At 59.6% G+C, this 24,526-nt stretch carries 27 protein-coding genes and 1 pseudogene; 8 read left to right on the top strand and 20 right to left on the bottom strand.

The window, feature by feature from the left end; all coding sequences use genetic code 11:
• Positions 1–4 precede the first annotated feature (4 nt).
• The 8 genes from ACZ881_RS05980 to ACZ881_RS06015 all read right to left on the bottom strand — a co-directional run bounded on the left by ACZ881_RS05980 (position 5) and on the right by ACZ881_RS06015 (position 4,660).
• A complete protein-coding gene (locus tag ACZ881_RS05980) occupies positions 5–685 on the bottom strand; it encodes a class F sortase (RefSeq protein ID WP_476113267.1) in 681 nt (226 codons plus the stop codon).
• Positions 686–809: 124 nt separating this feature from the next.
• Positions 810–1,646 (bottom strand): DUF4397 domain-containing protein, encoded by an 837-nt coding sequence (locus ACZ881_RS05985; RefSeq protein WP_476113269.1) that lies wholly within the window; start codon positions 1,644–1,646, stop codon positions 810–812.
• A gap of 121 nt (positions 1,647–1,767) precedes the next feature.
• Positions 1,768–2,379, bottom strand: coding sequence for a hypothetical protein (locus ACZ881_RS05990; RefSeq protein ID WP_476113273.1), 612 nt, complete (start codon positions 2,377–2,379; stop codon positions 1,768–1,770).
• Positions 2,376–2,987 (bottom strand): DUF6286 domain-containing protein, encoded by a 612-nt coding sequence (locus ACZ881_RS05995; protein ID WP_476113277.1) that lies wholly within the window; start codon positions 2,985–2,987, stop codon positions 2,376–2,378. Before ACZ881_RS05995 ends, ACZ881_RS05990 begins: the two co-directional genes overlap by 4 nt.
• 32 nt (positions 2,988–3,019) lie before the next feature.
• Positions 3,020–3,400 (bottom strand): hypothetical protein, encoded by a 381-nt coding sequence (locus ACZ881_RS06000; protein ID WP_054808722.1) that lies wholly within the window; start codon positions 3,398–3,400, stop codon positions 3,020–3,022.
• Entirely contained in the window at positions 3,397–3,588 is a 192-nt protein-coding gene (locus ACZ881_RS06005) for a DUF2273 domain-containing protein (protein ID WP_026542624.1), read from the bottom strand. The genes ACZ881_RS06000 and ACZ881_RS06005 overlap by 4 nt, the downstream gene beginning before the upstream one ends.
• The gene (locus ACZ881_RS06010) at positions 3,585–4,031 is read right to left on the bottom strand and encodes an Asp23/Gls24 family envelope stress response protein (protein WP_178993569.1); all 447 of its coding nucleotides are present in this window, start codon (positions 4,029–4,031) and stop codon (positions 3,585–3,587) included. The genes ACZ881_RS06005 and ACZ881_RS06010 overlap by 4 nt, the downstream gene beginning before the upstream one ends.
• Before the next feature lie 92 nt (positions 4,032–4,123).
• Positions 4,124–4,660 (bottom strand): hypothetical protein, encoded by a 537-nt coding sequence (locus tag ACZ881_RS06015; RefSeq protein WP_476113281.1) that lies wholly within the window; start codon positions 4,658–4,660, stop codon positions 4,124–4,126.
• Between the two features lie 192 nt (positions 4,661–4,852).
• On the opposite strand from ACZ881_RS06015, the gene ACZ881_RS06020 reads away from it, so the two are divergent.
• Positions 4,853–5,500 carry a DUF6318 family protein gene (locus ACZ881_RS06020; protein WP_476113880.1) on the top strand — a complete coding sequence of 216 codons (648 nt, stop codon included), beginning with the start codon at positions 4,853–4,855 and terminating at the stop codon, positions 5,498–5,500.
• Positions 5,501–5,732: 232 nt separating this feature from the next.
• Positions 5,733–6,458 (top strand): PKD domain-containing protein, encoded by a 726-nt coding sequence (locus ACZ881_RS06025; protein ID WP_476113284.1) that lies wholly within the window; start codon positions 5,733–5,735, stop codon positions 6,456–6,458.
• A 26-nt stretch (positions 6,459–6,484) separates the two neighbouring features.
• Here ACZ881_RS06025 and ACZ881_RS06030 read toward each other — a convergent pair whose 3' ends face one another.
• Positions 6,485–7,312, bottom strand: coding sequence for a glycerophosphodiester phosphodiesterase (locus ACZ881_RS06030; protein ID WP_476113287.1), 828 nt, complete (start codon positions 7,310–7,312; stop codon positions 6,485–6,487).
• A 9-nt stretch (positions 7,313–7,321) separates the two neighbouring features.
• Positions 7,322–8,068, bottom strand: coding sequence for an MgtC/SapB family protein (locus ACZ881_RS06035; protein ID WP_476113289.1), 747 nt, complete (start codon positions 8,066–8,068; stop codon positions 7,322–7,324).
• A 497-nt stretch (positions 8,069–8,565) separates the two neighbouring features.
• Between ACZ881_RS06035 and ACZ881_RS06040 the strand changes: the two genes are divergently transcribed.
• The 3 genes from ACZ881_RS06040 to ACZ881_RS06050 are packed head-to-tail and all read left to right on the top strand — an operon-like array spanning position 8,566 to position 11,842.
• Positions 8,566–9,537, top strand: a complete 972-nt coding sequence (locus ACZ881_RS06040) for a carbohydrate ABC transporter permease (RefSeq protein WP_476113883.1) — start codon at positions 8,566–8,568, stop codon at positions 9,535–9,537.
• Positions 9,534–10,415, top strand: a complete 882-nt coding sequence (locus ACZ881_RS06045; RefSeq protein WP_476113292.1) for a carbohydrate ABC transporter permease — start codon at positions 9,534–9,536, stop codon at positions 10,413–10,415. Before ACZ881_RS06040 ends, ACZ881_RS06045 begins: the two co-directional genes overlap by 4 nt.
• A gap of 59 nt (positions 10,416–10,474) precedes the next feature.
• Positions 10,475–11,842 (top strand): ABC transporter substrate-binding protein, encoded by a 1,368-nt coding sequence (locus ACZ881_RS06050; protein WP_476113294.1) that lies wholly within the window; start codon positions 10,475–10,477, stop codon positions 11,840–11,842.
• A 76-nt stretch (positions 11,843–11,918) separates the two neighbouring features.
• On the opposite strand, the gene ACZ881_RS06055 is transcribed toward ACZ881_RS06050, so the two are convergent.
• From ACZ881_RS06055 to ACZ881_RS06095, 9 genes and pseudogenes are all read right to left on the bottom strand, one after another.
• Complete coding sequence (locus tag ACZ881_RS06055; protein ID WP_178993481.1) at positions 11,919–12,755, bottom strand: carbohydrate ABC transporter permease; 837 nt, start codon at positions 12,753–12,755, stop codon at positions 11,919–11,921.
• Positions 12,749–13,720, bottom strand: coding sequence for a carbohydrate ABC transporter permease (locus ACZ881_RS06060; RefSeq protein WP_476113296.1), 972 nt, complete (start codon positions 13,718–13,720; stop codon positions 12,749–12,751). Before ACZ881_RS06060 ends, ACZ881_RS06055 begins: the two co-directional genes overlap by 7 nt.
• An 11-nt stretch (positions 13,721–13,731) precedes the next feature.
• Positions 13,732–15,057, bottom strand: a complete 1,326-nt coding sequence (locus tag ACZ881_RS06065; RefSeq protein ID WP_474659963.1) for an ABC transporter substrate-binding protein — start codon at positions 15,055–15,057, stop codon at positions 13,732–13,734.
• A 210-nt stretch (positions 15,058–15,267) separates the two neighbouring features.
• On the bottom strand, positions 15,268–16,374 hold the full coding sequence (locus ACZ881_RS06070; protein ID WP_476113299.1) for a LacI family DNA-binding transcriptional regulator: 1,107 nt from the start codon (positions 16,372–16,374) through the stop codon (positions 15,268–15,270).
• A 94-nt stretch (positions 16,375–16,468) separates the two neighbouring features.
• Positions 16,469–17,353 (bottom strand): PfkB family carbohydrate kinase, encoded by an 885-nt coding sequence (locus ACZ881_RS06075; RefSeq protein ID WP_476113301.1) that lies wholly within the window; start codon positions 17,351–17,353, stop codon positions 16,469–16,471.
• An 81-nt stretch (positions 17,354–17,434) separates the two neighbouring features.
• Positions 17,435–18,436, bottom strand: a complete 1,002-nt coding sequence (locus ACZ881_RS06080) for an SIS domain-containing protein (RefSeq protein WP_476113304.1) — start codon at positions 18,434–18,436, stop codon at positions 17,435–17,437.
• 335 nt (positions 18,437–18,771) lie between these two features.
• Positions 18,772–19,017, bottom strand: coding sequence for a recombinase family protein (locus tag ACZ881_RS06085; protein ID WP_476113307.1), 246 nt, complete (start codon positions 19,015–19,017; stop codon positions 18,772–18,774).
• A gap of 124 nt (positions 19,018–19,141) precedes the next feature.
• Positions 19,142–19,716, bottom strand: a pseudogene (locus tag ACZ881_RS06090) (recombinase family protein).
• A 148-nt stretch (positions 19,717–19,864) separates the two neighbouring features.
• On the bottom strand, positions 19,865–20,056 hold the full coding sequence (locus tag ACZ881_RS06095) for a hypothetical protein (protein WP_476113309.1): 192 nt from the start codon (positions 20,054–20,056) through the stop codon (positions 19,865–19,867).
• A 390-nt stretch (positions 20,057–20,446) separates the two neighbouring features.
• Here ACZ881_RS06095 and ACZ881_RS06100 point away from each other — a divergent pair, with 390 nt between their 5' ends.
• Together ACZ881_RS06100 and ACZ881_RS06105 are read left to right on the top strand one after the other, a co-directional pair.
• Complete coding sequence (locus ACZ881_RS06100; RefSeq protein ID WP_476113885.1) at positions 20,447–21,529, top strand: IS30 family transposase; 1,083 nt, start codon at positions 20,447–20,449, stop codon at positions 21,527–21,529.
• Positions 21,530–21,698: 169 nt separating this feature from the next.
• Positions 21,699–22,901 carry a hypothetical protein gene (locus ACZ881_RS06105; RefSeq protein WP_476113311.1) on the top strand — a complete coding sequence of 401 codons (1,203 nt, stop codon included), beginning with the start codon at positions 21,699–21,701 and terminating at the stop codon, positions 22,899–22,901.
• A 634-nt stretch (positions 22,902–23,535) separates the two neighbouring features.
• Here the strand turns inward: ACZ881_RS06105 and ACZ881_RS06110 are convergent.
• Positions 23,536–23,793, bottom strand: coding sequence for a hypothetical protein (locus ACZ881_RS06110; RefSeq protein WP_476113313.1), 258 nt, complete (start codon positions 23,791–23,793; stop codon positions 23,536–23,538).
• 325 nt (positions 23,794–24,118) lie between these two features.
• On the opposite strand from ACZ881_RS06110, the gene ACZ881_RS06115 reads away from it, so the two are divergent.
• Positions 24,119–24,523 carry a DUF6228 family protein gene (locus ACZ881_RS06115; RefSeq protein ID WP_476113315.1) on the top strand — a complete coding sequence of 135 codons (405 nt, stop codon included), beginning with the start codon at positions 24,119–24,121 and terminating at the stop codon, positions 24,521–24,523.
• Positions 24,524–24,526: the final 3 nt, after the last annotated feature.

The raw sequence follows: 24,526 nt of genomic DNA on the forward strand, positions 1-24,526 counted from the left end.
GTGCTTATTCAAGGACCGCGGTGACAATCACATTGTCGCTGTAGTCCATTCGTTCGTCCAGCCATCTGCCACCGCAGGTGACCACCTTGAGTTCGTGCGGTCCGGTCCGGCGGAACAGCGAGTCGCCGTCAAAGGCGTCCTTGGCCATCAGCGTGACGGAGACAACCCGATAGTTGAGTGCGGGAGCACCCTCCCGCCCTACGGTTATCAAGGTTCCGGCCGGCAAGGATTTCAGCTGGGAAAACGGCGCTTGGTCAGAGGTGGTGTCGATGTGTCCGGCCAGGACAGCTGTGCCTTCCGCGGCTCCAGGGGCGGATCCGAATCGGTACCATCCGGCCTGATAGAAGGTCTCCGGTATCTCCATAGCCCCACCGCGCGCGACCCCCACGGGGATAACGGCCATGTCAATTGACGTTCCGGCCACCTTGAGCGACACAGGAGGGGGAGCCGACGCGGGCTGCATGGGAGTTGTGCCCTTCAGCGAGACTTCGGCAGGTGGTCGGGAAGGCTCGGCAGGGGGCAGCGACGGTTGAGTCTGCTGCTCACTGGGGTTCGGGCCGCTTGCCTCACTGGAAGAACTACCGGCCGTCGACGGTGTCGCGGTTCCGCATGCCGTCAGAACGAGCACTGCCATCCCGGCGAGCGCCGCCATCCGGCGGCTTCGGCTTGGCTTACTTGGTGTCATAACGGTTGTTTCCTGGCGGTCTACGGCAGGATGCTCCGGCTGCCGTGATTGATGCGGGGTCCTGGCCGTCGTTTTCGGACGACCAGGACCTGTTCCGCTCTTACGTCATGCTGTTGACTTGGCCTTAAGACTTCCTTGCGGCGGAAGTGCGAACCTTTCCGAGCCTCACGACGATCAGCAGCAACGTTGCCGCCGCGAGTCCGCCGCCCAGAACCATCTGTTCTGTCGGGACACCGCCCGATGAGCCGTCCAGGGCGCCTGGTACCGATCCGGGAGCCGAATGCAGCCCGTCAATGGTCTGCACCGCTAGTTGAAGGTTCTTGTCAGTCAGGCTTCCCCACGCATAGACGATGGTGTGCGTGCCTTCGGCCACCGTCACATCGGCCGGGCCAATGACAGGTGCTGTCGTACCCGCTGCGGCCACTGCGGCCGAAATCGTACCCGGGTCAAGGGTGAGCGTTTGCTCATTGGGGTTGGCCAGGTTGGTCACCACGGCTGTGCCGCCGGCAAGCACATCCACAGCTGGCGCCGCGGCCGTGTGCCGGACCGTCAGCTTGCCCTTGCCGGCATCGATGCGCGAGACGTCGTTCGTGAAGAAGTTCGCGGTTGGCTTCCCGGCCGCATCGAGGTTGGCGACGGCGGTGTAGTTGCCGTTCGCCGCCAAGGTCACCGTCACTGGCCCGATAACAGGGGCAGAGGCATCCGCGGCGTCCGAGGCGGTAATGGCCAGATCGTAGGCACCGGGCGGAAGTGCCAACGGCCCGGCCAGAGTGCCGGGAGTGAAGTCGTCCAGGGTTCGTGCTCCGTTGACCCAGACGTCAACGGTAAGCCCAGGCACTCCGTGAAGTACGGACAGGTGCGCGTCACCCTCCGCCGCCTGCGCGGGGACAGCCAAGACGATTGCTGCTGCCAGTGCTGCGGCGCTGGCTCCTGCTCCTGCCGTAAGTATTCTGCTGCGCATATCCTTCTCCTCAATCGGCCCGACGTGCGGGGATTTTGCTGATACCCCTACTACCGACACAAGGCAGGCCATGGATGCGGATGCGCTGTATTTTTTTGTATGTTTCTCTGTGTGCGCCTTGTCAGCGGACCCTTTCGGCTTTGGTGAACCTGGATCGGGCACCGGAAACCATGTGGACAAGCACCGGGGTCTTTTGTCCGATCACGAGGTCCAGCGCTTCAACGAGCTGAGACACTTCAGCCGCGAGGATATGAGGCGCCACTCCTTGCCTCGGTTGGATGCGAATGCGCAGGCCCGGTTTGCCCTTTACCTCCAGGGTCGCAACCGATGCACCAGCGAGGTCCGTCCGTTCAGATAGGGCGGCCCGTAGCACCTGTTCGGCGACGCCCCCGCCGATCCGGACTTCACCGTCCACGTCGCTGTCGTCGTCGCTGGCCACCAGAAGGTTGGCCCTGCCTTTGCCTTGCTGCGACAACCAAGCGATCATCGCGATGATGATGGCCACCAGGATGAGGCCTGCCACGATCCACAGCCAGCTCTCTTCACGTCCTGGGAGGTGCGTTTGCCTGAAGGCATTTTCGGCGCCCGCCCAAACAGAAGCCGACCAACCATGCCACCACGTGGCCGCTGCCGGGACGGTGGCCAACAGCAGGAGAAGCAGCCCGACGGCCAGCAGTTTCGCACCGATGATGAAGAGCAGTACACGGTTGAGGGCCCGCGGTGTTCCGTTCACGCCCCGATCACCCCCGACGACGCCAGGTTCACCTTGACAACAGGCATGGGCACCGGCGACATTTCTTCAAGTTCAGCCTGCACAGCAGTAAGCACTGCTTCTTCGCTGACCCGGCTGCCCGAGGTTGGCCGCACGTTCACCACAACCATCTGTCGCGAGACAACCACCATGACTTGTTCCTGGGTGACGTTCGCGGCAGTTCGTGCACGACGCGCCAACGCAGAGGCCAGGACTTCGTCATCAACCACGACGGCGGTACGCGGGTCCCGGAGCAGGTGGCGGGCGCGCCGGCCCGGCAGAACAGCATGGAGGAGGAAGAAGAGCCCAACCATGGCGATGACGGCACCACTCGCGCCGAGCAGCAGGGGTGAGATGCCTTCCGGGAGTGCGATGACGCGCTCCGCGGCAGTGGTGGGATCGATCAGCCAAGGTGGCTGCCCGATGGCACGGACACCTGCTTCGAGCAGTGCGTAGACACACAGAACGATGACCAGGACGGCCGCGATAACGGACGCTCCAGCGCGGGACGAATGCGTCTCACGGCGCAGGATACGGCTCATCCCGGGGTCTTCGCCGGCAACCGGGCTGGCTCCCGCGTTCGGGTCCATTGACTTCAATTGTTGTGTTTCCTGATCCTGGGTCACTGGACGCGGCCTCCCTCAGTGACGTGCGCTCCACTGATCCTGATATCCACCCTGCTGAGTTGGGAGCCGCTAAGCCGCGTCACCGTTTCAAGAACAAAAGCCTTGGCCGCCACGGCACGATCCCAGATGGACCCTCCAAATCCTTGGACACGCTGCGGATCACGCAACACCTCGGTCAAAGCCGGGACGCTGATAGGTGCCACGATGGACAAAGCCAACAGTCCGTCGTCGTCCGCCCAATCAGCTCGGATGTCGTGGGCCTCAACGCCGAGCGCCTCCGCTGCAGCGGCCCGAGCCAACGATGTCAATGCCTGGGTACTGATCCGGTTATGGCCGGCCAGGCTGGTGGTGTAGTCCACAGCCTCAGCCACGCTCATGACGAAGAGCGCCGGCCCGTAATGGCGTCCAGCACACTGCGGAGATCCAGCTTGCCGTCAGCCGCGCGGCCAAGCAGCGCGCCGATGCCCATGAACAGCAGGGAGATCAGGAAGCCCCATAGTCCGAACGAGAAGGACATGAAAGCCACGAAAGCGCCGATAGCGATTCCCACCACGGTCATGCTCATTGGAGAACCTCCCTTTCCACTACCACTGTCTTGCTACCCGCGGGTTTGGCCGGCGGCGCAATGAAGACATCAGTGATCTCGATGTTGACCTCAATCACCTGAAGGCCAACCAGTTCCTCCACAGCCCGGTAGACCGCAGCCCGGACCTGGTTGGCGACGCCGTGCAAAGGGTGACCGTAGAGTGCAACCAACGTGATGTCCACGGCCACTTGGGTCTCCCCCACCTCGGCGCGGACGCCTGCTGCGTGGTCCGAGCTGCCGACGGCGTCGCGAATGGCACCCAGCGCGCGGGACGGAGCCGAGCCCAAGGAGTAGACGCCGGGCACTGTGCGGGCAGCGATACCCGCTACTTTGGCGACGGCCGCCTCGGAAATGATGGTGCGTCCGGTACCAAGGATTTCGCCCCCAGGCACGGGATCAAGCTGCACGTTCTGGTCTTCCACGGAGCACTCCCCTTCTCTTGAGTACCACCCTAGCGTCTAGCTCCGACGCTTTGGGAGAAGCGTCGGAGAGAAGGGAGCGTGCCCGGTGGCGGCTACTTACAGTTCTTCTCGGTCCAGTCCTGGATGGGCTTCATCAGTTCTTCAAACTGCCCGTCGCCGTATTTGCTGAAGTCCGAGCCCGCAGCCTCCGTGAAGGCCCGAAGTTTCTCGAAGGCCGGCTTAAGTTCTTCCGGCACTTTGCCCTCCATTTGGGACAACTCCTGTTTAGCCTTCTCGATGTCCTCGGGCGTGCCTCCAGCCATTGCCGCAAGCGGAAGGATGGTGACGCTCAGCATGGTGGCGCTTACCGAAAGACAGGCCTCAGACATAGATCCGAACTCGCCGTAGACACCACCGGTTCCCGTGGGCGCATCGGGGCTCGTGCTTGCATTGGGGCTCGCGGTTGCGTCAGGATTCGCGCTTGCGCCCACGCCTGCGGCAGGCGCCTCCGACGACGACGCCGCACTGGGCGTGGACTGAGCAACAGGGGTCGGGAAAGAGCAGGCGCTGAGCGTCAGCATGACAATCAACAGGACAGCCGATAGCAGGCGCCCGGACGTGGACAGGTGTGGGCGTTCGATCGTGACCATGGTTCCCCCAATAAGATGCATGCGATGACAAGCCGGCGAGGCAAGAATACGCCCGGGAACATTCGGAGACCATAGGCGGGTTATCCACAACCCCGAATTCCTGACTGGGACGCGGTTGTTCGACCCACCTAGACTGGCCGACACACCACCAAAACAGCTGCTGGGGAGCCTGTCATGCCACGCCACTCGTTCATGTCTTCGTCTTTTGTTCGCGCCCGTCCAGCGGTTTTGGCTCTCGCTCTTGCGATCCTCTTGAGCGGCTGCCAGGGCGGTGCCACACCCAGCAGCTCACCGACGGAAACAAGCACGACGACGGCGCCTCCCGCCTCGAGCGCTTCACTTCCCGAGGCTTCGGCTACTCCGTCAGCGCCTGCCGTTTACAAGCCAGCTGATGCACAAGGGAAGGCACAGAATGTCCCCGTGCCTGTTATGCCCGAGCTGGCGAAGGAGAATTCAAAGGCGGGGCTGGAGGCGTTTATCGGGTACTGGTACGCACAGCTGTCCTACGTAGGAGAGACAGGTGACATGTCGGCCTGGCTACCCCTGATTTCCCAAGATTGCCGGCTTTGTCTTCGTCTCAAAGAGTCCGGCGAGGACGGATTTGTAGATGGGCGATGGCTAGCAGGTGGCAAGATTTCCGTGCCGGTCATAGAGATGCAGTGGACTGTCGACAGGCTGAAGACGGCCAAGGTGCAGGTCATTCAAGACCATATCGACTATTACAACGCGGACGGAAGTGTCGGGCGGCCGAGATCAGAAGCATCAAATGATGCATTCGCCTTTTTCGCTAGCTTTGCTGACGGCGCTTGGACGGTGGTAGACCTTGGCGTCATCGACTAGGACTTCCGTGGTCATCCGCGCAGCCATCGGGATCGCATTTTGGTTAACAGCGTGTTGCACTCTGGCATTACCGTCCGCGAATGCTGATGACACATGGGCTGCACACAATGCAGGCGATGGTGGAATTGATATTGGTGCCCGGTTCAAAATCGACCCTACAACCGGACAGCTGATATCCAATCTCGGTGGAACGTCAAGCTCCCCTGCAGGTTCGGAGGATCCAAATCAGTACTTGGCTGATACCCACTGCCGTGCCGACGGACCCGACACCAAGGACCCGGGCTGCGACGCTCTCGACTGCCCTGCCACCACGCCCGCAGGCGAAGAAGGCACGCCAGTCATTTGGAAGGAGGCACCAAAGGCGATCACCAACCCCGGTTGGACAGACTGGATCCCTGTCAGCGGACCCACCTGCCTCTACGACCCCGAGCCCGAGAACGTCCTGGCCAACATCGCGGCTAGGATCCTCACCGACTTCCGACAACTTCCCGTCAACCCGGGAAACCTCGAAGCCCAGCCCTTCCCCCACACCCTCAAAGGCGGACCCACCAACTTCTACGCCACCACCGGCGAACAAGGCTTCGACGTCACCATCCTCGGCCAAACAGTCCACCTAACCGCCACACCCGCCAACTACAGCTACACCTTCGGCGACGGCACCACCCTCGGACCAACACCCGCCGCCGGCTACTCCATCCCCGAAGCCGAATGGCTCAACAACGAGACACGCACCAGCCACATCTACACAGACACCGGCAACTACCAAGCCACCCTCACCACCAGCTTCACCGGCACCTACTCCGTCAACAACGGACCACCACTACCCATCAACGGAACCCTGGACATCACCACACCCGCCAAAACCATCCAAGTCTGGAAAACAGAAAAAGCACTCGTCGCCGACACCTGCCAGGAAAACCCCAACTCCTGGGGCTGCCCCGGCACAGGAATACAGTGACATTGAGCCCAGCGGCTCCTTCCCGATCAGGCGGAGGTAGCGGGGTGCAGAAGAGGCAGCGATATCGCGCGGGCCGCTGGAAGCGGCTTGCCCAGCTCAGTCAAAGCTCGCCGGGCCATGGCGACGTCATTCACGCATATTCCATCCACGCCAAGACCGGCTGCGGCGCTGATCTCTTCGCCTGTCTCCAATGTCCACGGAAACACCTTCAGTCCAGCGGCATGGGCTATGGCGACCAAACCGGCGTCGAGAATTCCAACGGCCGGCGCAACGGCGGACGCTCCGGTGGCCAAGGCCGCGTCCACCAGGTCTTGAGCAGTCGACGGGTAGAGTCCGGGAGACCGGGACGGGGTTGCCCTGCTGAGCGCGACCAAAGGGACTCCCGGCAATACGCCGGACATTGCCTTGATGATTTGGGGATCAAAGCTCCTGACCCGCAAAGCTTGTTCATCTTGATGAGCCGCCAAGACCTTGGACAGCGCCGTCACAATCCCATGACCGTACTCGTCCCAAGCTGCCCCCTCAGTTTTGACCTCAATATCCAAAATGACGCCACTGGCATTGGCAAAACGCAGAAGAGCCAAGGTTTCAGAAAGTGATGGCACACGGGTTTCGATATCGACGTCGGTTGTCGTCGCGGGGTGCTTCTCTACTTTGGCTTCACGAAGCTTCTCAAGCCTGATGTCCCTATCATCGATAACCGCATCGTGGCGCAGCGCAAGCTGGCCATCAGAAGTGAGCCAGACGTCCACTTCAATGGCATCGACGCCAAGACGGAGCGCCTCGACGAAGCTCGCCAGGGTGTTGCCGTGACGATCGGCCAATACGCCCCGGTGTCCTTGAATCTCAATCACTTGTGCTCCCTACTCGGCTTCGTCAACGACGGAAACTTCAGTGACAGTGGAGAGCTGGGAGAGCCTGGCCACGATGTCCGATGCAGCCATGGTTCCTTCAATTTCCAGCTCAATTTCAACGAGGTCAGCCACAGCGGTTTCCGAGCCTTGCATCAATCGGTCCATCACGCCCTTGGATTCTCCCGAACCCCGCATAGTGGCAAAGCCCTGAACGCGAAATCCTTGCTCGGTACATGTATGGAGAACATCCCTCAGGGCGCCGACCCCATCCACGCAGCTAACTCTGAGCAGCCACTGGCTCGGAAAGCCGAAGCGAAGTTTCCCGGTCACCACAGGGTAGACGTAGACGATGACAAAATGGGCTGCAGTAACGAACACTGCGGGCAACACCAAGCCAGCTCCCGCGGCAGTTCCGACAGCTGCAGTCACCCAAACGGAGGCGGCCGTGGTGAGGCCCCGCACCTGATTTCGCCTCACGAATACAAGCCCAGCTCCGATGAAGCCAATGCCGGACACTACCTGTGCCGCCAGGCGGGAGGGATCCAACCGCACCAAATCCACCGTCAGCACGTCGCTAAACCCATATTTGCTGACCACCATGAACAACGCAGCACCCAAACCCACCATGGCGTGTGTTCGCATACCCGCCGACTTGTTTTTGCTTTGACGTTCAAATCCAATGGCGGTGGACAATACAAGCGCCACGGCCAAGGCCAAGCACATATGCCACCACTGCGTATCAGCGCTGAAGATCACTTCATGCTCCTGTTCCTGTTACTCGGTAAGACCCCCTTCTTCTGTAGTCCAAGTGGAAGACCCAGTCCGATAGCGGATGTTCCAGGCAGAAGCCGTTCGAAAATTAAACGCGGCGTGAGCCGGTCTGGCTGCAATGCTTCCAACGTGTGGACGTTCCAGTCAATGGATCTGCACGTTTGTGCAGATCTTCCCCCAAGGCTTTGTCAGAATGTAACTACATGCTATTTTCAGCGCTCGTGTGAGGTCAGAAACCCCGCGCTGGCAGCGGAATCGGCGATATCCACAATTCCGAAAATGAGTCTTGTGATAGCTCACATAAGTGTGTAGGTTGAGCAATGACCTGAGGTTAAGTTGTCAGGTCAAATATGAAACAACCGCTTTTCAGCAAGTGCTAAATCGCCCGGACAGCGATGACGAGGGGGTCAACGTGAGGGTTCTCTATGGGCAGATCAAACACAAATGGCGCACCGGTCGCCGCCTCTACGGCGCCGGGTGGAATGCATGAACGGGTTCACCGGGAAAGCCACGGTGCTGAATCAAGCCGGGGGCCGGTCAATAGACCGCCAATAGCCGGCATCAAGAGGCGACGCTGGAATCGAAGAACGCAAAGGGACGCCTGGGTATTTGCTGCATTTGCGGCACCCAATGTCCTGCTCATCCTTCTATTCACTTACCGTCCGCTCCTCACGAACATCTACTACTCCACTCTGGACTGGACTCTAGGGTCCGCCAGTGCCACTGCCGTGGGTGTAGGCAACTATGTGGAGTTCTTCACGTCTCCGGATGCTTCAAGCGTCTTGGGCATCACCGCCGTATTTACCGTCACGACTGTTGGTGGCGCCATGATTCTGGGTCTTCTGGTGGCGCTTGCGCTGAATCAGAGACTCAAAGGCAGGACCTTTGCAAGGGCTGTGGTCTTCGCCCCCTACGTCCTTTCAGGCGTGGGCGTCGGCTTGGTATGGCTGTTCATCTTCGATCCGACGTACGGCGTCCTTTCCTGGATCCTTCGCGGTGTGGGGCAGGCAAGCCCGCAATGGGTAAATGATCCGAAGCTTGCCCTTGTGATGGTCACCATCGTTTATGTCTGGAAAAATCTCGGCTACTGCGCCGTGGTGTATCTGGCCGGCCTGCAGTCCATTCCCACGCAGCTCATGGAAGCAGCGGCCTTGGACGGTGCCAGCAATGTCCGGCGCTTCGTGTCGATTGTGGTTCCCCTGCTGTCCCCCACCACGTTCTTCCTCCTGATCACCTCATTACTAAGCTCCCTGCAGGCGTTCGACATCATTCGGATCATGACTCCATCAGGCAACGGAACCAGCACTTTGATCTTCGATTCCTACCTTCAAGCGTTCGGTTCCTACAACCGGGCGGGATACTCGGCGGCTATCTCCGTTGTTTTGTTCGTGGGCCTGCTCATCATGACAGCCGTGCAGTTGCGGTTTGTGGAGCGAAAGGTTCACTACTCATGAGCACCGATACCACTGAAGCTCCTCCCACCCGCGACCGTCCGCTCTCCTGGCAAAACCTGGGCAGGACCATCGCGGGAGGTTACGTTCCACTCATTCTGGCAACGCTCGTTGTTTTCGTTCCTCTCCTGTGGATGATGCTGTCGTCATTGAAGGCACCAGGGGAAATAGTCACAACAAACCTGACCCTGCTCCCAAAAGACCCGAACCTGCAGAACTATGCGGACGCAGCGTCCACCGTGCCGTTCGCCCGGTTCTTCCTCAACAGCGTCATCGTTACCGTTGTTGGGTCCACGATCAAATGCATCCTGGCCGTATTTACGGCCTATGCCCTGGTCTTTGTCCGATTCCCGTTCAAGAGGGTCATCTTCCTGCTGATCCTGGTGGCGCTGATGGTCCCACCGCAGGTTTCGGTTCTTCCCAACTATGTGCTGATAGCTGGAATGGGAGGCCTGAATACCTATTGGGGGATCATCCTTCCCGGCCTGGGAACCGCCTTCGGCACCTTCCTCCTGCGGCAGCACTTCCTTACCCTGCCTCAGGCAATCATGGAGTCAGCGGAAATCGACGGCGCGGGACACTGGCGAAAGCTCTGGAGGATTGTTGTGCCCGTGTCGGTGCCAAGCATCGCGACCGTTGCTTTGGTAACCATCGTTTCCGAGTGGAACGAGTACATCTGGCCGCTCATCGTCACGGACCATCCGGACATGATGACCCTTCCCGTCGGGCTGACGCAGCTGGTCAATAGTGATGGCAGCACGCAGAACTGGGGCATGCTCATGGCCGGCGCCGTGATCGTCCTCCTGCCGATTCTGGTCATCTTTGCTGCATTGCAGCGTTACATCGTCTCCGGCCTCACTCAAGGCTCAGTCACAGGCTGAAGCCCACCACATCGAAGTTCTGCTCAATGCACTTCGACCACTAGAAAGGCAGCTTTTCCATGTCGATATCACTTACCCGAAAGCACTTCCTCGGTTTGGCCGGAGCCACTCTCGGCGCCGCAGCTACGGCAGCGTGCGCGGGCCCCTCCACCGACGGTGCCGGCACGGCGCTCAAGACTCTTTCCCCGGACGAATGGTCCAAGATCAAGCCGGCCTCAAGTATCAGCTTTATGTCCAGCCACCCAGGGAAATCCCGGGACACGGAAATGAAGCTGATTGAAGCCTTCCAGTCAGCAAACCCGGGCATCACCGTCAACCTCATCACGGGCGGATCAAACTACGAGGAAGTGGCACAAAAGTTCCAAACCGCCCAGGCAGGCAGTGAAGTACCGGACGTCGTTGTCGCTTCTGACGTGTGGTGGTTCCGGTACGCCGTTTCGGGGGCCATCCTGCCAATTGACGATCTCCTGAAAGCCGTCGGCGTGAGCACTTCCGACTACAACCCCGGCCTGATCGGCGATTACAAACACGCTAACCAGCAATGGGCCGTCCCGTATGCCCGCTCCACGCCGTTGTTCTACTTCAACAAGGACCATTTCAAGGCTGCGGGCGTGCCTGAACGCGCACCCGCAATCTGGGAGGAATTCGCCGAGTGGGCGCCCGGAATCAAGTCTGCAAATTCGGCGGGCTCCGGATACCAGAATGCCTATCAATACCCGGCGATCGCGGGTTATGCCGGGTGGACCCTGCAGAACGTTCTCTGGGGACAAGGCGGCAGTTGGTCAAAGGAATGGGAGATTACGGCTGATTCAAAGGCTTCCACCGCTGCAATGCAGTGGGTGCAGGATTCCATTGTGAAACATGGCTGGGCGGGAGTCTCGTCCAAGAACGCCATCACGGATCTGCAGGCAGGGGCGGTAAGTGCCACCATCAGCTCGTCCGCAGACCTGGCTGCCACCTTAAAGGCGGCGAAGGAAGCAAACATGAGGATCGGCGTCGGATTCTTGCCGGGAGGCTCCACCGCGAGTACGCAAGTTTGCCCAACCGGCGGCTCAGGCTTGGTGGTGGCCAGCAAGACTTCTCCGGAACGTCAGCTGGCAGCCGCCAAATTTGTGACCTTTGTGACCAACGCGCAGAGCACAACGGCTTTGTCTGCAGCTACCGGGTACCTTCCGGTGGCTGCGGCAGCAGATATTTCGTCGATTGTTGCTCAGACACCGGAGTTTCAAACCGTGGTGGACCAGCTCAAAGTAACCAGGACCCAGGACTTCGCGCGAACGTTCCTCCCCGGCGGAGACCAGGAGTTGGCCAAGGCTGCTACCAAAATCATGAACGAAAAAGCCGATGTGAAGTCGACGCTGACCGAGCTCAGAGGAACCCTGGAAGGTATCTACAACAAGGATGTGAAGCCCAAACTAAAGGCCTAGCATCGCGTGACGTACCGCGCGAGCGTCGCCGCCATCAGGGTGTGCGACGCTCGCGTAGCGGTAGGACAACCCCCAGCTACTTACCAACTCCATCGGCAAGTCCACGGATAAAGTACCGCTGCCCGGCGAAGAAGAGCACAATCACTGGAATTGCGGCGATGGCCATGCCCGCGAACACCACGGGGTAGTCCGTGCCGTGCTTGGACATAAGATTCGTCAGCCCAACCGGCAGGGTTTGCAACGCTCCCCCGCTGGTGAAGACCATGGCAAACAGGTACTCGTTCCACGTAAACAGGATGTTGAGGAGGACAGTCGAAACCAGGATCGGCTTGCACATGGGCAGAATGACCTGCCAGAACGCCCGGGCTTTGGAAGCGCCGTCCACTGATGCTGCCTCATCCACCTCTGCGGGCAGGTCCATCATGTAAGCCCGGATGAGGAACGTTGTGAACGGAACACGGAACGCCGTGTACAGAATCAGCAATGCCCAGAGATTGTTGTAGAGACCCAAGCTCTGGAACATCTTGACCAGCGGGATCAGGGCAACCGTGGGAGCAAGCATGAGGCCGCCAAGGATGAGAACGAGCACCACCCTGTTGAAGGGGATGTTCACCCTGGTCAGTCCATAGGCTGCCCAAGCACTGATGAATACAGTCGCAACGGTGGAAGCAACCGTGACCAAAACGCTGGTAGTCAGGTAGTCACCCACTCCCCGATTCCATGCAGTGACGTAGTTATCCCATTTCCACGCAACGGGGAGGGCGAAGGGATTGGAGAACAGCTCGGAGTTGGACTTCACGCCGTTCAGCATCATCCAGACCAACGGATAAATAACGACGACGGCGAGGGCAACCAGGAACGCTTTGATCAGGACCCGGCCGAGTACCAGCAGTACAGCTGAGCGCGTCACCATTGGACCCTCCTTTTCTTGGAGATACGAAGCTGAATGACGGCCAAGACCAGCGTGATGATGAAGACAGCAGTGGCGACGGCGGCCGCGTAGCCAAAGTCGTTGCGGACGAATCCGCTTCTGTAGAGCCAGGTGCCGAGGACCTGGCTGGAATTGTTCGGTCCTCCGCTGGTCATCACCATGACCTCGTTGAACACTTGGAAGGCTCCGGACACCGTGACAATCATCATGAGGCCGGTCATTTCCCTGACGAGCGGCAAAGAAATCGAAAAGAATCGCTGGAAGGGACCAACGCCGTCGATGGACGCTGCTTCATACAGCTCCGAGGGGATCCGCTGGAGTGCCACCGAGAAGAGAAGCGTGCAATACCCGAAGCCTTGCCACTGGCTCATTGCGATGATGGCAAAGATCGCCGTGTTTTCCTGGCCCAGCCAGGCCTGAGTGAAGTTTCCGAGGCCCAGGAAGTCCAGGGACGCGTTCAGGATGCCCATCTCGGGTTCGTAGATGAAGTAGAACAAGAGACCAGCGACTGTCAGAGAGATCGCGGAGGGTACAAAGTAGACGGCTCGAAGGATTCCCCTCCAGCGTTGGCTCCGTAGTCCCTCGATCATCGCAGCGAGGATCATCGCCCCGAATACCTGGAATGCGATGGAGATGACCGCGTAGAGCGTGTTGTTAAGGAGTGACTTCCAGAAGATGGGGTCGTTGAACATGCGGACGTAATTGTCCGCTCCCACAAAGGTTTGGCGGCCACTGTAGATATCCCACTTGAGGAAACTGAAGCCAAGGTTCTGCACCAAGGGCAGGTAGGCGAACACACCCAGCAGCAGGACAGCCGGCAGCACCCACACAACGTTGCGCCAGCGACGTGTTCGCGCAGACTTGGCAGCCCGGTCTTTCGGGGACTTAGTGGAAACGGGCGCCGGTGGCGGGGCCGCCGGCTTCCAGGCAGTATCGGAAACGGTCATGGCTTCGCCTGCTACTTTGCTGCACTGGAAGCTGCACGGACGGAGGCAAGAACCTGATCGGGGGTCTGAGTTCCGGCCACCAAGGCCTCACCGCCGGCGAGCCAGGCATCAGCCACCGCGGGAACAGTAACGGAGTCCAGCCAGGTTATCGCCGCGGACGCTTCATTAACTTGCTTGATGCCCTCGATGACAGGTCCGGAAGAATTTTCAGTGGAAACTGCGCCCTTGACTGCGCTGGGCTGCCCATACGGCGGAGCGGAGAGTTTCGCAGCATTCTGGCTGTTGGTGGCAAACTTCATGAAATCTGCTGCCAGTGCGGCGTTCTTGGAACGCGCATTGATGATGTAGCCCTCGGGGGAACCTTCAATTGCTTTCGGATCGCCCTTGGCGTCTGTTGCCGCCGGAAGCTTGAAGATACCTAATCCATCCTGCTTGAGCTTTGACTCGGCAGATGCGGTGGAGTCGAACTCCAGGATCTCCTGGTAGTACATACCTGACTTCCCCTCAGCCAATGCCTGCTGCGCCGTGGTGTAGAGAACACCGTTGGAGTCTTTGCCGCTACCAGTGCACTCATTGACCAAGGTGGTGAACTGGTCCATGGCCTTGAGGTAACCCTTGTCCTCGAGCTTGGCCGTTTCCGGGCTGAAGTCTGCTTGCAGCGTCTCGGCCGGCACCTCGTAGGCGAAAAGTTGCTGCAGGTAGTGCAGCCCCGGCCAGCCGTCCTTGTTTCCGAACGAGATCGGCTCGTAGCCGGCTCCCTTGAGCACGGAGCACGATGAGATGAGTTCGTCGAAGGTGGACGGCGGTGTCAGGCCGAGTTCTTTGAAGATCCGCTGGTTGTAACCCATGAACTTGCCGTTGTTGTAGAGCGGGACCGCGAAGTACTTGCCGTCTTTGGCAAATGCCTTCAGTGCGGATTCGCCGAAGTTGTTCCCCCACTCTGTGCCGGGGGCAATGACCGGGGTCAGATCTGCCGCGAGTCCTCCATCAATGAAGTTGTTGGCCCAGCTGCCAGCCCAGGTGAAGTAGATGTCGGGCATGGCCTGGGAAGCGGTCAGCGTCTTGGTCTTGTCCTTGATGCTCTGGTCCGTCTCCTGGATGAGATCGAAGGACACTTCCGGGTGCTGCTTCTTGTACTCCGCAGCCAAGTCCTCAAAGTACGGCTCCAGCGGGTCTCCGCCAAACTTCGTGAGGATGCTGAGGGTTCCTGTGTACTGTGGCTCAGCGTTGGGATCCAGGACAGCAGCCGGTTGGCTACCGCCGTCGGAACAGCCGGTCAGAGCCAAAGCGGCGCCGGCCATCAATGCCATCAGTGATTGGGTGCTTTTACGCATCATGTCTTCTTTCGGTCGAAGGGCCGATCAGCCGGGGGTTCCTCTAGGGAGTGGGAAGTCATGCCCGCCGTTGGGATGTGCTTCACGGAGACGGGCTGAAGGGGTAACTCCTGGGATGGGACTTGGGGGTGAAACTTGTGATACCGGTACCACAGTGAATCATGATTTGCGGCAGCGGGGAAGAGCGCTAGAGAAATTTACAGGGAGGAATTTCTAGTCGCTGGGGGCAGCCCGCACAGGGCCGTCCGAGGAACGGGCGACGAGCAGGGAAGGCAGGACGTGTTTCTTCGGGGCAGAGGTATCGCCGTCGATCCTGGTAATGAGCTGCTGGGAAGCAACGGCCCCCATCTGGCGCATGGGTTGCTGGATCATGGTCAGCGGCGGATCCATGACGGCCGCCCAAGGGCTGTCGTCGAACCCGATCAGGGAGACGTCCTTTGGCAGGCGCAGGTTTTTGGCGCGGAGCGAATGCAATGCCCCAACCGTCGCCTCAGTCTCGGTAGTGAAAATGGCAGTTGGCGGGTCCGCCAAAGCCAGCATTCCACTGACAGCCCGCGTCGCCTGGCCCTCGTTCTTGAGGACGTGAGTGATGAGAGCAGTGTCAAAAGGGATCCCGGCCTCTTCGAGCGCGTCGAGGTAACCCCTCAACCGTTCACCATCACTCCAGAGGGCCTCATCCAGGATGCTGTGCATTTGTTTCAAGTCCGTCGCCGGGCTCAGGGTCACCGGCCCCCACGCGAACGCAATGCGCCGATGACCGTTGTGAATGAGCGAGGCTACGGCCGATCGCGCAGCTTCCCGGTTGTCGATGACCACCGAATCGGTCTCCAGCTTGTCCACCAAGCGGTCGATTAGCACTACAGGAGTTCCACGGTCAATGGCATTGGACAGATGCGAGACGTCGTCGCTCCGGCCGGCCGCGGAGGCCACAACGAGGCCATCCACTTGCTTTGCCATCAAGACGGCAATGGCATCGCGCTCCAGCTCAAGCTTCTCGTCCGTGCTCAAGATGATGGCGTCGTAGCCGGCCGTTTTCGCCGTTTCCGAGATGCCTTTGAGCACGCCCGAGAAGAACGGGTTGGCCACGTCCGCCAGCACAATTCCAAGGGTTTTGGTGACCCCTGTGGTCATGCTTCGAGCCAGCGTGTTCGGCTGGTAGCCCAATTTCTCGGCGGCCCGCATCACCTTGGCACGCGTGGCTTCACTGACCGAACCATAGTTCCCCAGGGTTCGGGCGACCGTGGCCCTCCCCACTCCCGCAGCTGCTGCTACTTCGGTAATGGTGGGGGCAGCCGGGTGGTTCTGATGATCCGTCGCCATCCGGCCCCCTTCAGTTGTGGAATCCGCGTTTGCGGTTCCGTCCGTTGATTTGTCTCTGCATCAGATCCTAGTAGCTACCGCGACTGCCCGGCCGCTACCGCGACTGCCCGGCCGCTACCTCGACTGCCCTGCCGTATCCAAAGGCGCCCTCCACATAACACTGGGCCGCGGCCGACTCCGCGCCACGAGCCAGGGCTTTCTGCAAAGCGTCGGCCGGCGGCCGGTACGCCCGGCTCCAGCCGGAGCCAAGCAGGCTGACCACGAGTCCCGCCAGGAAGGCATCCCCGCAACCCATGGTGTCCGCGAACCGAAGCGGGTCGGTGGGTGCCGCTGCCTGCGTGAGGAAGCGTTCGCCGTCGTACATCATTGCGCCTGACTGGCCGCGTGTCCCCACCGCAAGCGCAACGCCCGCCGCATGTACTCGCCTGAGGTCATTTTCGACGGCGGCAACGGTCATGTTTCCGCACGACAAAAGCGCCAGGTCCACGTAGGGCGCCGTCTGCATCAGATAGGAGTCTGTTCGACGCTCCGGCTCGGACGAGTAGTCAAAACTGACCAGCGTCCCGGTGCTTCGAACGGCAGGCAACTGGGTCTCAGACGCAGAATAGACGCTGGAATGCACCAGATCGGCTGAGGCCAGGTACTTCAGGTGTTCATCCTCCAGCGCGAAGGGATCACTAGTGGTGACGCCTCCTTCATTCCAGCCCAGGAAGATCCGATCGCCGTCCACCACTTTGATTTCAGTGACCCCGTTGAGGCCGTCGCGGATGATGCACTGACTGGTATCAACACCCTCCGCATCAATCGCATCGCGGACAAAAGCGCCCAGCGGATCCGAGCCAAAGACGCCGAGGTAGGCGGACTCAACGCCCAGCCGGCGGGCAAAGACCGCGACATTGACGCAGTTTCCCCCCGGGTACATCACTTTGCGGTCGAGAAAACGGTCCACGATGTTGTCCCCGAACCCGATTACTTTCATGCTCTTCCTGTCTCGAAGCTGCGGGCCCGGGCAGAGCCGGGCCCGCAGCGCGGCCTTATGCCTTTGCGGGCGTCGTGTTGGTCAGTATTCGACCACCCGGTAGTAGCGGCGCAGGTCCAGGGAGTGGTTGCGGACGCGTTCGAGGTGCTTGCTGAAACGGTCAAGAACCGTGTCCAGAATCAGCGGGGCAAGAAGTGCACGGAATCGTGGGCTAACCCCCGGGAGTTCGTAGTCCTTGCTGTCCAGCAAAGTGGTGTTCTTGTTGTAGTTTTCGGCGAACTTGGCCACACGGTCCATCAGCGGGCGGGTCTCATCCTCGCCCAGGAGCAGCATGAGGCTGGTGTCTTCTTCGATGAGTTCCAGGGAGCCGTGGAAGAACTCTGCACCGTGCACGCGGGTTGTGCGAAGCCACTGCATCTCTTCGAGGATGCACATGGAATAGAGGTAGGTGAGGCCCCAGAGGTTTCCGGTGCCGACAAGGAAATGGTAGTCAGCGTCCTTGTTCTTCTCGGCAAAGGCTTCCGCCACGGATTCTGCTTGACGGGCGACGCCGACCAAGCTTTCGGGAACGGTCTTTAGTTCCGCCGCCAGTTCCTCGTACCCTTCAAATTCGCCCCGCGCAGAGAGAAGTCGGGCGCTCAAGAGAATCATGGGAATGTCGAACGGCCAGGTTTTGGGTTCGGTCACCAGGGCGACATCGAGGGCTTTGGCGAAGGGGCTATCTCCGAATCCTGTAAACCCAACGGTGTAGGCGCCCTTGGTCTTGGCAAACTCGATGGCCTCGATAACGTCTTCCGTAGTGCCCGAAACGGAGGCAAAGACAGCCACGGAACCGGGGCCGAACGTGGGGTCATCCGTGAGCATGAGCTCTTTGCCGATGGACGCGCGGACAGGCAGGGTGGAGCGGGACCGGATGAAGTGCTCGTACGGCAGCATCGCGGCGTAGGTTCCGCCAGCGCCTATAAGGAACAGGTTGGTCAGTTCCCGCCGCTGGATGGAGTCAACAACCGATTCGATCTGCCCCTGCAACGCCAGTGCGCTGCGGGTCTGCGTGAGGAATTCCTCTTCTTTGAAGCCAAGCACGGATGGTCCTTTCGATATGACGCCTGAGAGAGTTGAAACATGTTGATACCGGTATCAAGATGTGGTCATCATGGTGTCATGGGGAATCGGGGGCGTCAATAGATTGAGCTGGGTTGGTTTTCGGGGAGCAGGAAAGCTGTTGCGGCGTGCTGAAACGTTAGGGCGTCCTCATGGGTGCCCTGACGAGGTCATCTTGCCCGTGGAACCGCCCCTGACCTGGTTCATCAGCTCGGGGCGCTGTTGCCCGGTGCTATTCACGCGGGTGGTGACGATGCGCGGAGTCAGCGTGGGTTCCGGCAGGGACTCCATCAGGTGTTGGACGTCGGCCCTATCGGTTAGGTCCGGGTCGAGCCATTCCGCTTGCTCAACAGTTTCCAGACGACCAAGGTGTCGCCGCGGCGCAACGCCCGAAGGCAAGCCGTCAGCTCTGGTCTGTCGTCCTTCTTTCCGGACGCCCGGTCTTCGTAGAGCGATACTGCATCGATGCCGGCGGCCAGAAGCGCGTCCCGCTGCAGGTCGGTGGTCTGGGAGCCGTCGGCTTTCGAGACGCCCATGTATCCGATCAGCACGGCAGTTCTCACTTGTCATTTATACGTTCGTTAAAGTGACATCCCAGGACAAATTCCTTGTGACTTTCGGCGATAAATGGCGGTCTTTTTGCGGCGCTATTTGGCGTGTTCCTAGCAGTAGACTCCGCGTCGGTCTTCAGATGGTGCGCCTTTGGAGCTCGCGGTACACCGTCGTCCGTGACACGCGGAACAGCTCAGCCAGTTCGGCCTGAATATGATCGCCGGCGTCATGCAATGTCAAGAGGTGCTTCCGCTACGTCTTGGACAATTTTGGCTGCTTGCCCTTCAGACGTCCCTTCGCTTTGGCTACCGCCATGCCCTCGCGGGTACGCATCCGGATCAGATCCGCGTCAAACTCGGCCACCATTCCCAGGACGTTGAACAGCAGACGGCCTACCGGATCAGTCGGATCGTGGGTGCTTCCACCGAGACTCAGTACAACCCCTTAGCCGTCAGCTCATCGGCAATGTCCCTGGCATCAGAAAGAGAACGGGCCATCCGGTCGAGCTTGGTCACCACGAGCGTATCGCCAGCTCGGCAGGCCGCCATCGCTTCACGGAGCCCAGGGCGGACCCGGTTCGCTCCCGTCAGTCCGTGATCGACGAAGATCAGTTTTTCGTCTACGCCCAGGGCAAAGAGAGCATTTTGCTGCGCGGTGAGGTCCCGGTCGTTCGTGGAGACCCGGGCATAACCGATCTTCATTCCAGTCATAAGGAACATGGTTGCAGTAATCCCCCCCCGGATTCTGTTGGTCGAAGCAACACCCAATACGGGAGTTCCTTCGATGCATCAACGGTTCGATTCGCCTACGGGTGTCAGGTTTCTTGTCCTCATCAAGGAAGGCAGGAGTTTCAGAGAGTCAGTACGGGTGGCCGGGATAGGTAAGGAGACCGGTTATCGGTGGTTGCGTGATGAGTACCTCCGGTTCCGAAATGAGGGCCTCGATCATGCGGCGGCCCAAGTGGAACTTGGCTTCACCTCGCGCAATGCCGAGAAATGGAACGAACGCTTCCTGAGAGGTACTGTTCGCCATCACTTCCAAGTCGATCATGCGGTCGAGGAAACGTTCTGGGCCTCATACTCGGCTGGCGTGAGTGTAGGAGCTGCTGCCGCATCAGCAGGCGTGAAGCATACGACCGGTTACCGGTGGGTCTATCGTCGTTTCGTTGTTTTGCGAAGCCGGCTTCCCTTGGCGGAGGTTGTAAATGCTTTATGGCTCTCGCCGGGGACCTCCGTCAGGTGGGAGGCGCAGCGTCGGAAGGACATGGAAGCCGAGAAAGCACGCCTGCAGAAGGCCGAGCGGGACGTGATCCGCACTGCGCGGATCGTTGCAGAGCGCTTAGCAGTTCCCTTGTCACCAGCGCAAAAGCTGCGCGCTTTACGGGAGACACGATATTGGGAATTGGTGGGCTCCGGTGCATCCAATGCTGCCGCCTGCAGGATGTTGGGCGTGAGCAGGGTTATCGGAACAAGGCTTCGGAACCGCAGGTCAGAACAACCACGAGCCAGCCTCAAACCTCCGTCGGGCAGATATTTGTGCCTGCGCGAAAGGCTTCACATGGCGGACCTGCTCCGCATGGGATACTCTCTAAGGCAAATCGGCAGGGAGTTGGGGAGGCATGCGTCGACCATCAAGCGGGAGTTCGACCGGCACCGTGATCCCCAGGGGCGGTACTTACCCCATGTAGCCGATCACGATGCACGCACCCAGCGGCGTCGACCACGGGAGCGGAAGTTGCAGGCTAATCCACGCCTGCACGCACTGGTCCAAGCAAAGCTGACCAGTCACTGGTCCCCGGAGCAGATTTGCGGGTGGTTAGCGTTGGAATTTCCCGGCGAACCAGCACTGCGGCTCTGCCCGGAGACGATCTATCAAGCGCTCTTGTTTGGCGATCATGGTGGACTAAGAACGGACGGCAAGACGCGGCTGCGCACGGGGCGGAAGATCCGCAAACATCGTTGGCGGACCGGATCCGGGCACGGGTCGGTCGTGCAGAACATGACCATGATCAGCGAACGACCAGCCGAGGTCGAGGCCAAAGCGGAGGCCGGCCACTGGGAGGGTGATCTCATCGTGGGCGTCGGCTCAGCCTCGGCGATGGTTACCCTACGAGAACGCAAGACCCACTACGGAATCATCATCAACCTCCCACACGGACACACCGCAGTGCAGACCAACCAAGCGATCATCGCTGCCTTCTCAACAATGCCCTCTCACCTGAAGCGGACATTGACTTGGGATCAGGGCGTGGAAATGGCCCGTCACCAGGAATTAGCGGCCGCTACCGGACTGCGGATCTACTTCGCGGAGCGGTCCAGCCCTTGGCAACGCGGCGCGAACGAAAACTTCAACGGCTTGGCCCGCCAGTACTTTCCGAAGGGCACGGATCTCTCGATGCACACAGACGAGCACGTCGAGAAAGTCTGCGACGAGCTCAACACCAGGCCACGGAAGAGTCTGAACTACCTGAGCCCAGCAACGGCCCTCCGGGCCGAGTACCGGATCCGCACCGGACTAGAGTGATGCCTAAGGCGACCTGGAACCTTGCGTGACGAGCTGAATCATCCCCTCGATTCGCAACGTGTTCATCAGCCTGTCTTGTTTCCGCAGAACGGACCTATTGACCCGTGCCGTTACTGGACTCGCCGTCTCGTTTGTTTGACGAAAGCACAAACCCCTTTAGCCTGTGGGCATGTCTTATGACCTGACGGTTTACTGCCCGGGAGACCCCACCATCGATCAGGTGTTGCTGCTGGTAGGAAACACCCGCGGATTGCACGCCGATCCTGAGAACTCCAACGACCAAGGCGTCCTCGTCCTTCGCGGAGTAAAGCGCGGCTACAGCTTCACCGTTGACGGGCCGTTCTCCGTCGAGGCCGAAGACCTCCCGGAGGAGATCACCGCGGTCCTACCTGAGGCCACGACAATGTTCCAGGTCCTGGTCGAAGGCACCCAGGAGGCTGAGATCCCGCACGGTATACGTTTCGCCCGGAAACTAGCCAAAGCCTGCCAAGGCGTAATCATGGACGAACAAACAGGCGACCTCTGGCCCCAACCCAGGACCGTAAAAGCACCACCAAGAACGGAGCCGAAGCCGGACCGACGAGACGTTTGGATCAGCTGGCTGATCCTGGAAGAGGACCTCCCGACAGACTTTCTGGAGGGCTATCTCCGGATCGCCCGAGAGGTTCTTCCCGAAGCAGTCCCCGTGCGTTTCGGCAAGTACGAACCCCTTCAGTTCCGGTTCGATTCCAGCGGCGAAGAAGGTTTCATCGATGAGTTTTACAACGACGATTCCAATGGCTGGGACATCTACTACAAGAACCCGGCACCGGTCACCTACGGAAAGATCGAGGCCCCGCAGCTCTCCGCAGGTAACCCGTTCACCCGAATCACCCTGGTCGTGGACGGTCATGCCCTCGCCGATAGTCCGCTCAGGAGCGCACTTCGCCGGTTCTTCCTTGCCGTGGCAACCGAGCTTGGGGCGCTCTACGCTTCGGCCGAAGTGAGACGCTACCAAGACACCCGCCGCGTGCCCATCTTCAACATGCGCCCCCCACAGTGGGTGGGTTTCCAGCCCTACCCGCTCTGGTGGGTATGGGCCGGGCCCCGGCTCACACCCGAAATTGGTCGTTTTCTTGGTCCAAGCGCCGAAGAGCACAACGGGGGGCTGTTCCGTGCCTTCAGCGACGAGCCACTGGACCGCGACGCCCTCACGGACGTTCTCGGTCCCGAAAACCTACCGTGGATCCCGGCCGAATACTCCGCAACCTACTCCGACGAGTACATGCAAATGACGCCTCTCGCTATTGCGAGGGTCATTCCCGAAGTCCTGCGCAACCGCGAACCTCTAGACCTTCCGCCAGGCATTTATAACCCACCAAGAACGGCCTGACTATATTTGCTGCCGACACCACCGCCATATAGCGTCGACAAGGGACGACAAACTGCCCCCAAATAGAGGCCAGTGTTGCGTCGACCACTCGAATCCGCCCCCCGTCACCGTTCATTTCATCGTGCGGGTCTTACGTACATGGCCCAAGCCCGCAGTAGCGCGGAGGGTGGCAACAGGCTTTGGCAGCACGGTGATCGACCGGCTTACGGACAAGGGGTAAGGCCTCTGCAGGGTTCTACTGTCAGGGATGTAAACAGGATGAGCATCCTCGGAAGACCCCATCCTTTCGATGGACGTGCGCCTCGCGCCGGCTACTGGGACCGCCATGCGGTGAAAGCACTTGTAACTTGGTCGTGCCAACTTAGTTACTGACTGCAAACAACACCATGCATCCGAGGCCTACGAGGGCGGCAGCTATGATCAGCCAATACTCTCGGCGGGCAATCGTCAGCTTTTCTTTTTTCAGTCTAACTACTGCACGTAGAAGTAGAACCAGGATGAGGAGTGCGCAAAGTATCGCGAAGGCTAGATAGAACAGGTGCATTAATTTCCTTTGGCCTATGTGGCATCCGGCGGTTTCTTCCGCTAGGCGAGGGTGTTTCGCGTTAAGGTACCGGCAGGCGGCCACAATCCTTCAAGCCTGACCAGTAGGGTTGTCTTCCCCCTCTTCCTCATGCCGGTATTCATTTGGCAGCCTTCTGAGCTCCCTTATGCTGAAAACCACCGCCGCGATGCCGATAAGGACGACGGCTACAGAGATCATGACATGGTCCACTGTCGGCTCCCTCAGAAGGAGAATCGGTATCCCAATCATTGCAACCACACCCACGGCAATCTGAATCGACCAGTAAATCCTGGAGCGTTTCTCCTGCGGGTGAACCCAAGGCTTCATTGTGTCCGCTTTCAGCCGTTTCTCAGTTCTCAGTCTTGGTCCCGAGCATAGCTTGGCTTGACCATAGCGATTTCTCTATTTTTCGAGCCAGGCAGACGACCGGGGAGTAGGAAAGCAGTGATTCAGTTTCGTGTGGGAAGAAACGCATGGCGGCGCAAGGAATCCTCGACTGCTTGAGAGGCCAAACCTGCCCGAGGCAAGAAGCTAGCTACTGTCCGGTGAGGGATCCCTCACCGAGACGCGCATCGCGAACGCCATTACAACTCTGCCCGCCTCAAGTGATTGGCTGCGAAGACGAGATACCCAACTGGTGCAGAATGAGGTCATGAATGAAGTGTTCATCGGTCATCAGGGCGCGTTCCACTTCCGTGTTGAACAAAGTGAGCGCAATTCGGACGGGACGTCCGATTACCTCATAGTCACGGTGGACCTTGAAGGACTTCGTGCCAGTAAACGGGTCTACGACTACGACAAATGGTCGCCCCTTCTTTCCTATTTCGAGGAACTCGAACATAACTGGCGGGGCTGGGACGGCGACAAGAGCTTCAAGTCTCTGGAGGGAGACTTTGGACTCTCCGCAAAACACGATGGTCACGTCCGTGTCTTCTTCGAGCTAGAGGACTTCGACCGGCCGAATGCCTGGGCGGCCAAGGGCGAGATCATTTTGGATCCAGGCGAAGAACTGACAGCTGCCGTGGAAGAGCTGAGGGCCTTAGTTTCTGCACGGTGAGGG

It is taken from the genome of Paenarthrobacter sp. TE3676, assembly GCF_056279165.1.

Excerpts from the sequence above, each read along its gene's own strand:
- ACZ881_RS06065 (WP_474659963.1), bottom strand. The coding sequence starts at position 15,057 with ATGATGCGTAAAAGCACCCAATCACTGATGGCATTGATGGCCGGCGCC.
- ACZ881_RS06045 (WP_476113292.1), top strand. The coding sequence starts at position 9,534 with ATGAGCACCGATACCACTGAAGCTCCTCCCACCCGCGACCGTCCGCTC.
- ACZ881_RS06040 (WP_476113883.1), top strand. The coding sequence starts at position 8,566 with ATGCATGAACGGGTTCACCGGGAAAGCCACGGTGCTGAATCAAGCCGG.
- ACZ881_RS06060 (WP_476113296.1), bottom strand. The coding sequence starts at position 13,720 with ATGACCGTTTCCGATACTGCCTGGAAGCCGGCGGCCCCGCCACCGGCG.
- ACZ881_RS05995 (WP_476113277.1), bottom strand. The coding sequence starts at position 2,987 with ATGGACCCGAACGCGGGAGCCAGCCCGGTTGCCGGCGAAGACCCCGGG.
- ACZ881_RS06020 (WP_476113880.1), top strand. The coding sequence starts at position 4,853 with ATGTCTTCGTCTTTTGTTCGCGCCCGTCCAGCGGTTTTGGCTCTCGCT.
- ACZ881_RS06095 (WP_476113309.1), bottom strand. The coding sequence starts at position 20,056 with ATGATCGACTTGGAAGTGATGGCGAACAGTACCTCTCAGGAAGCGTTC.
- ACZ881_RS06075 (WP_476113301.1), bottom strand. The coding sequence starts at position 17,353 with ATGAAAGTAATCGGGTTCGGGGACAACATCGTGGACCGTTTTCTCGAC.
- ACZ881_RS06115 (WP_476113315.1), top strand. The coding sequence starts at position 24,119 with ATGAATGAAGTGTTCATCGGTCATCAGGGCGCGTTCCACTTCCGTGTT.
- ACZ881_RS06015 (WP_476113281.1), bottom strand. The coding sequence starts at position 4,660 with ATGGTCACGATCGAACGCCCACACCTGTCCACGTCCGGGCGCCTGCTA.
- ACZ881_RS06050 (WP_476113294.1), top strand. The coding sequence starts at position 10,475 with ATGTCGATATCACTTACCCGAAAGCACTTCCTCGGTTTGGCCGGAGCC.
- ACZ881_RS06100 (WP_476113885.1), top strand. The coding sequence starts at position 20,447 with ATGTTGGGCGTGAGCAGGGTTATCGGAACAAGGCTTCGGAACCGCAGG.
- ACZ881_RS06000 (WP_054808722.1), bottom strand. The coding sequence starts at position 3,400 with ATGAGCGTGGCTGAGGCTGTGGACTACACCACCAGCCTGGCCGGCCAT.
- ACZ881_RS06110 (WP_476113313.1), bottom strand. The coding sequence starts at position 23,793 with ATGAAGCCTTGGGTTCACCCGCAGGAGAAACGCTCCAGGATTTACTGG.
- ACZ881_RS06055 (WP_178993481.1), bottom strand. The coding sequence starts at position 12,755 with ATGGTGACGCGCTCAGCTGTACTGCTGGTACTCGGCCGGGTCCTGATC.
- ACZ881_RS05985 (WP_476113269.1), bottom strand. The coding sequence starts at position 1,646 with ATGCGCAGCAGAATACTTACGGCAGGAGCAGGAGCCAGCGCCGCAGCA.
- ACZ881_RS06105 (WP_476113311.1), top strand. The coding sequence starts at position 21,699 with ATGTCTTATGACCTGACGGTTTACTGCCCGGGAGACCCCACCATCGAT.
- ACZ881_RS05980 (WP_476113267.1), bottom strand. The coding sequence starts at position 685 with ATGACACCAAGTAAGCCAAGCCGAAGCCGCCGGATGGCGGCGCTCGCC.
- ACZ881_RS06005 (WP_026542624.1), bottom strand. The coding sequence starts at position 3,588 with ATGAGCATGACCGTGGTGGGAATCGCTATCGGCGCTTTCGTGGCTTTC.
- ACZ881_RS06070 (WP_476113299.1), bottom strand. The coding sequence starts at position 16,374 with ATGGCGACGGATCATCAGAACCACCCGGCTGCCCCCACCATTACCGAA.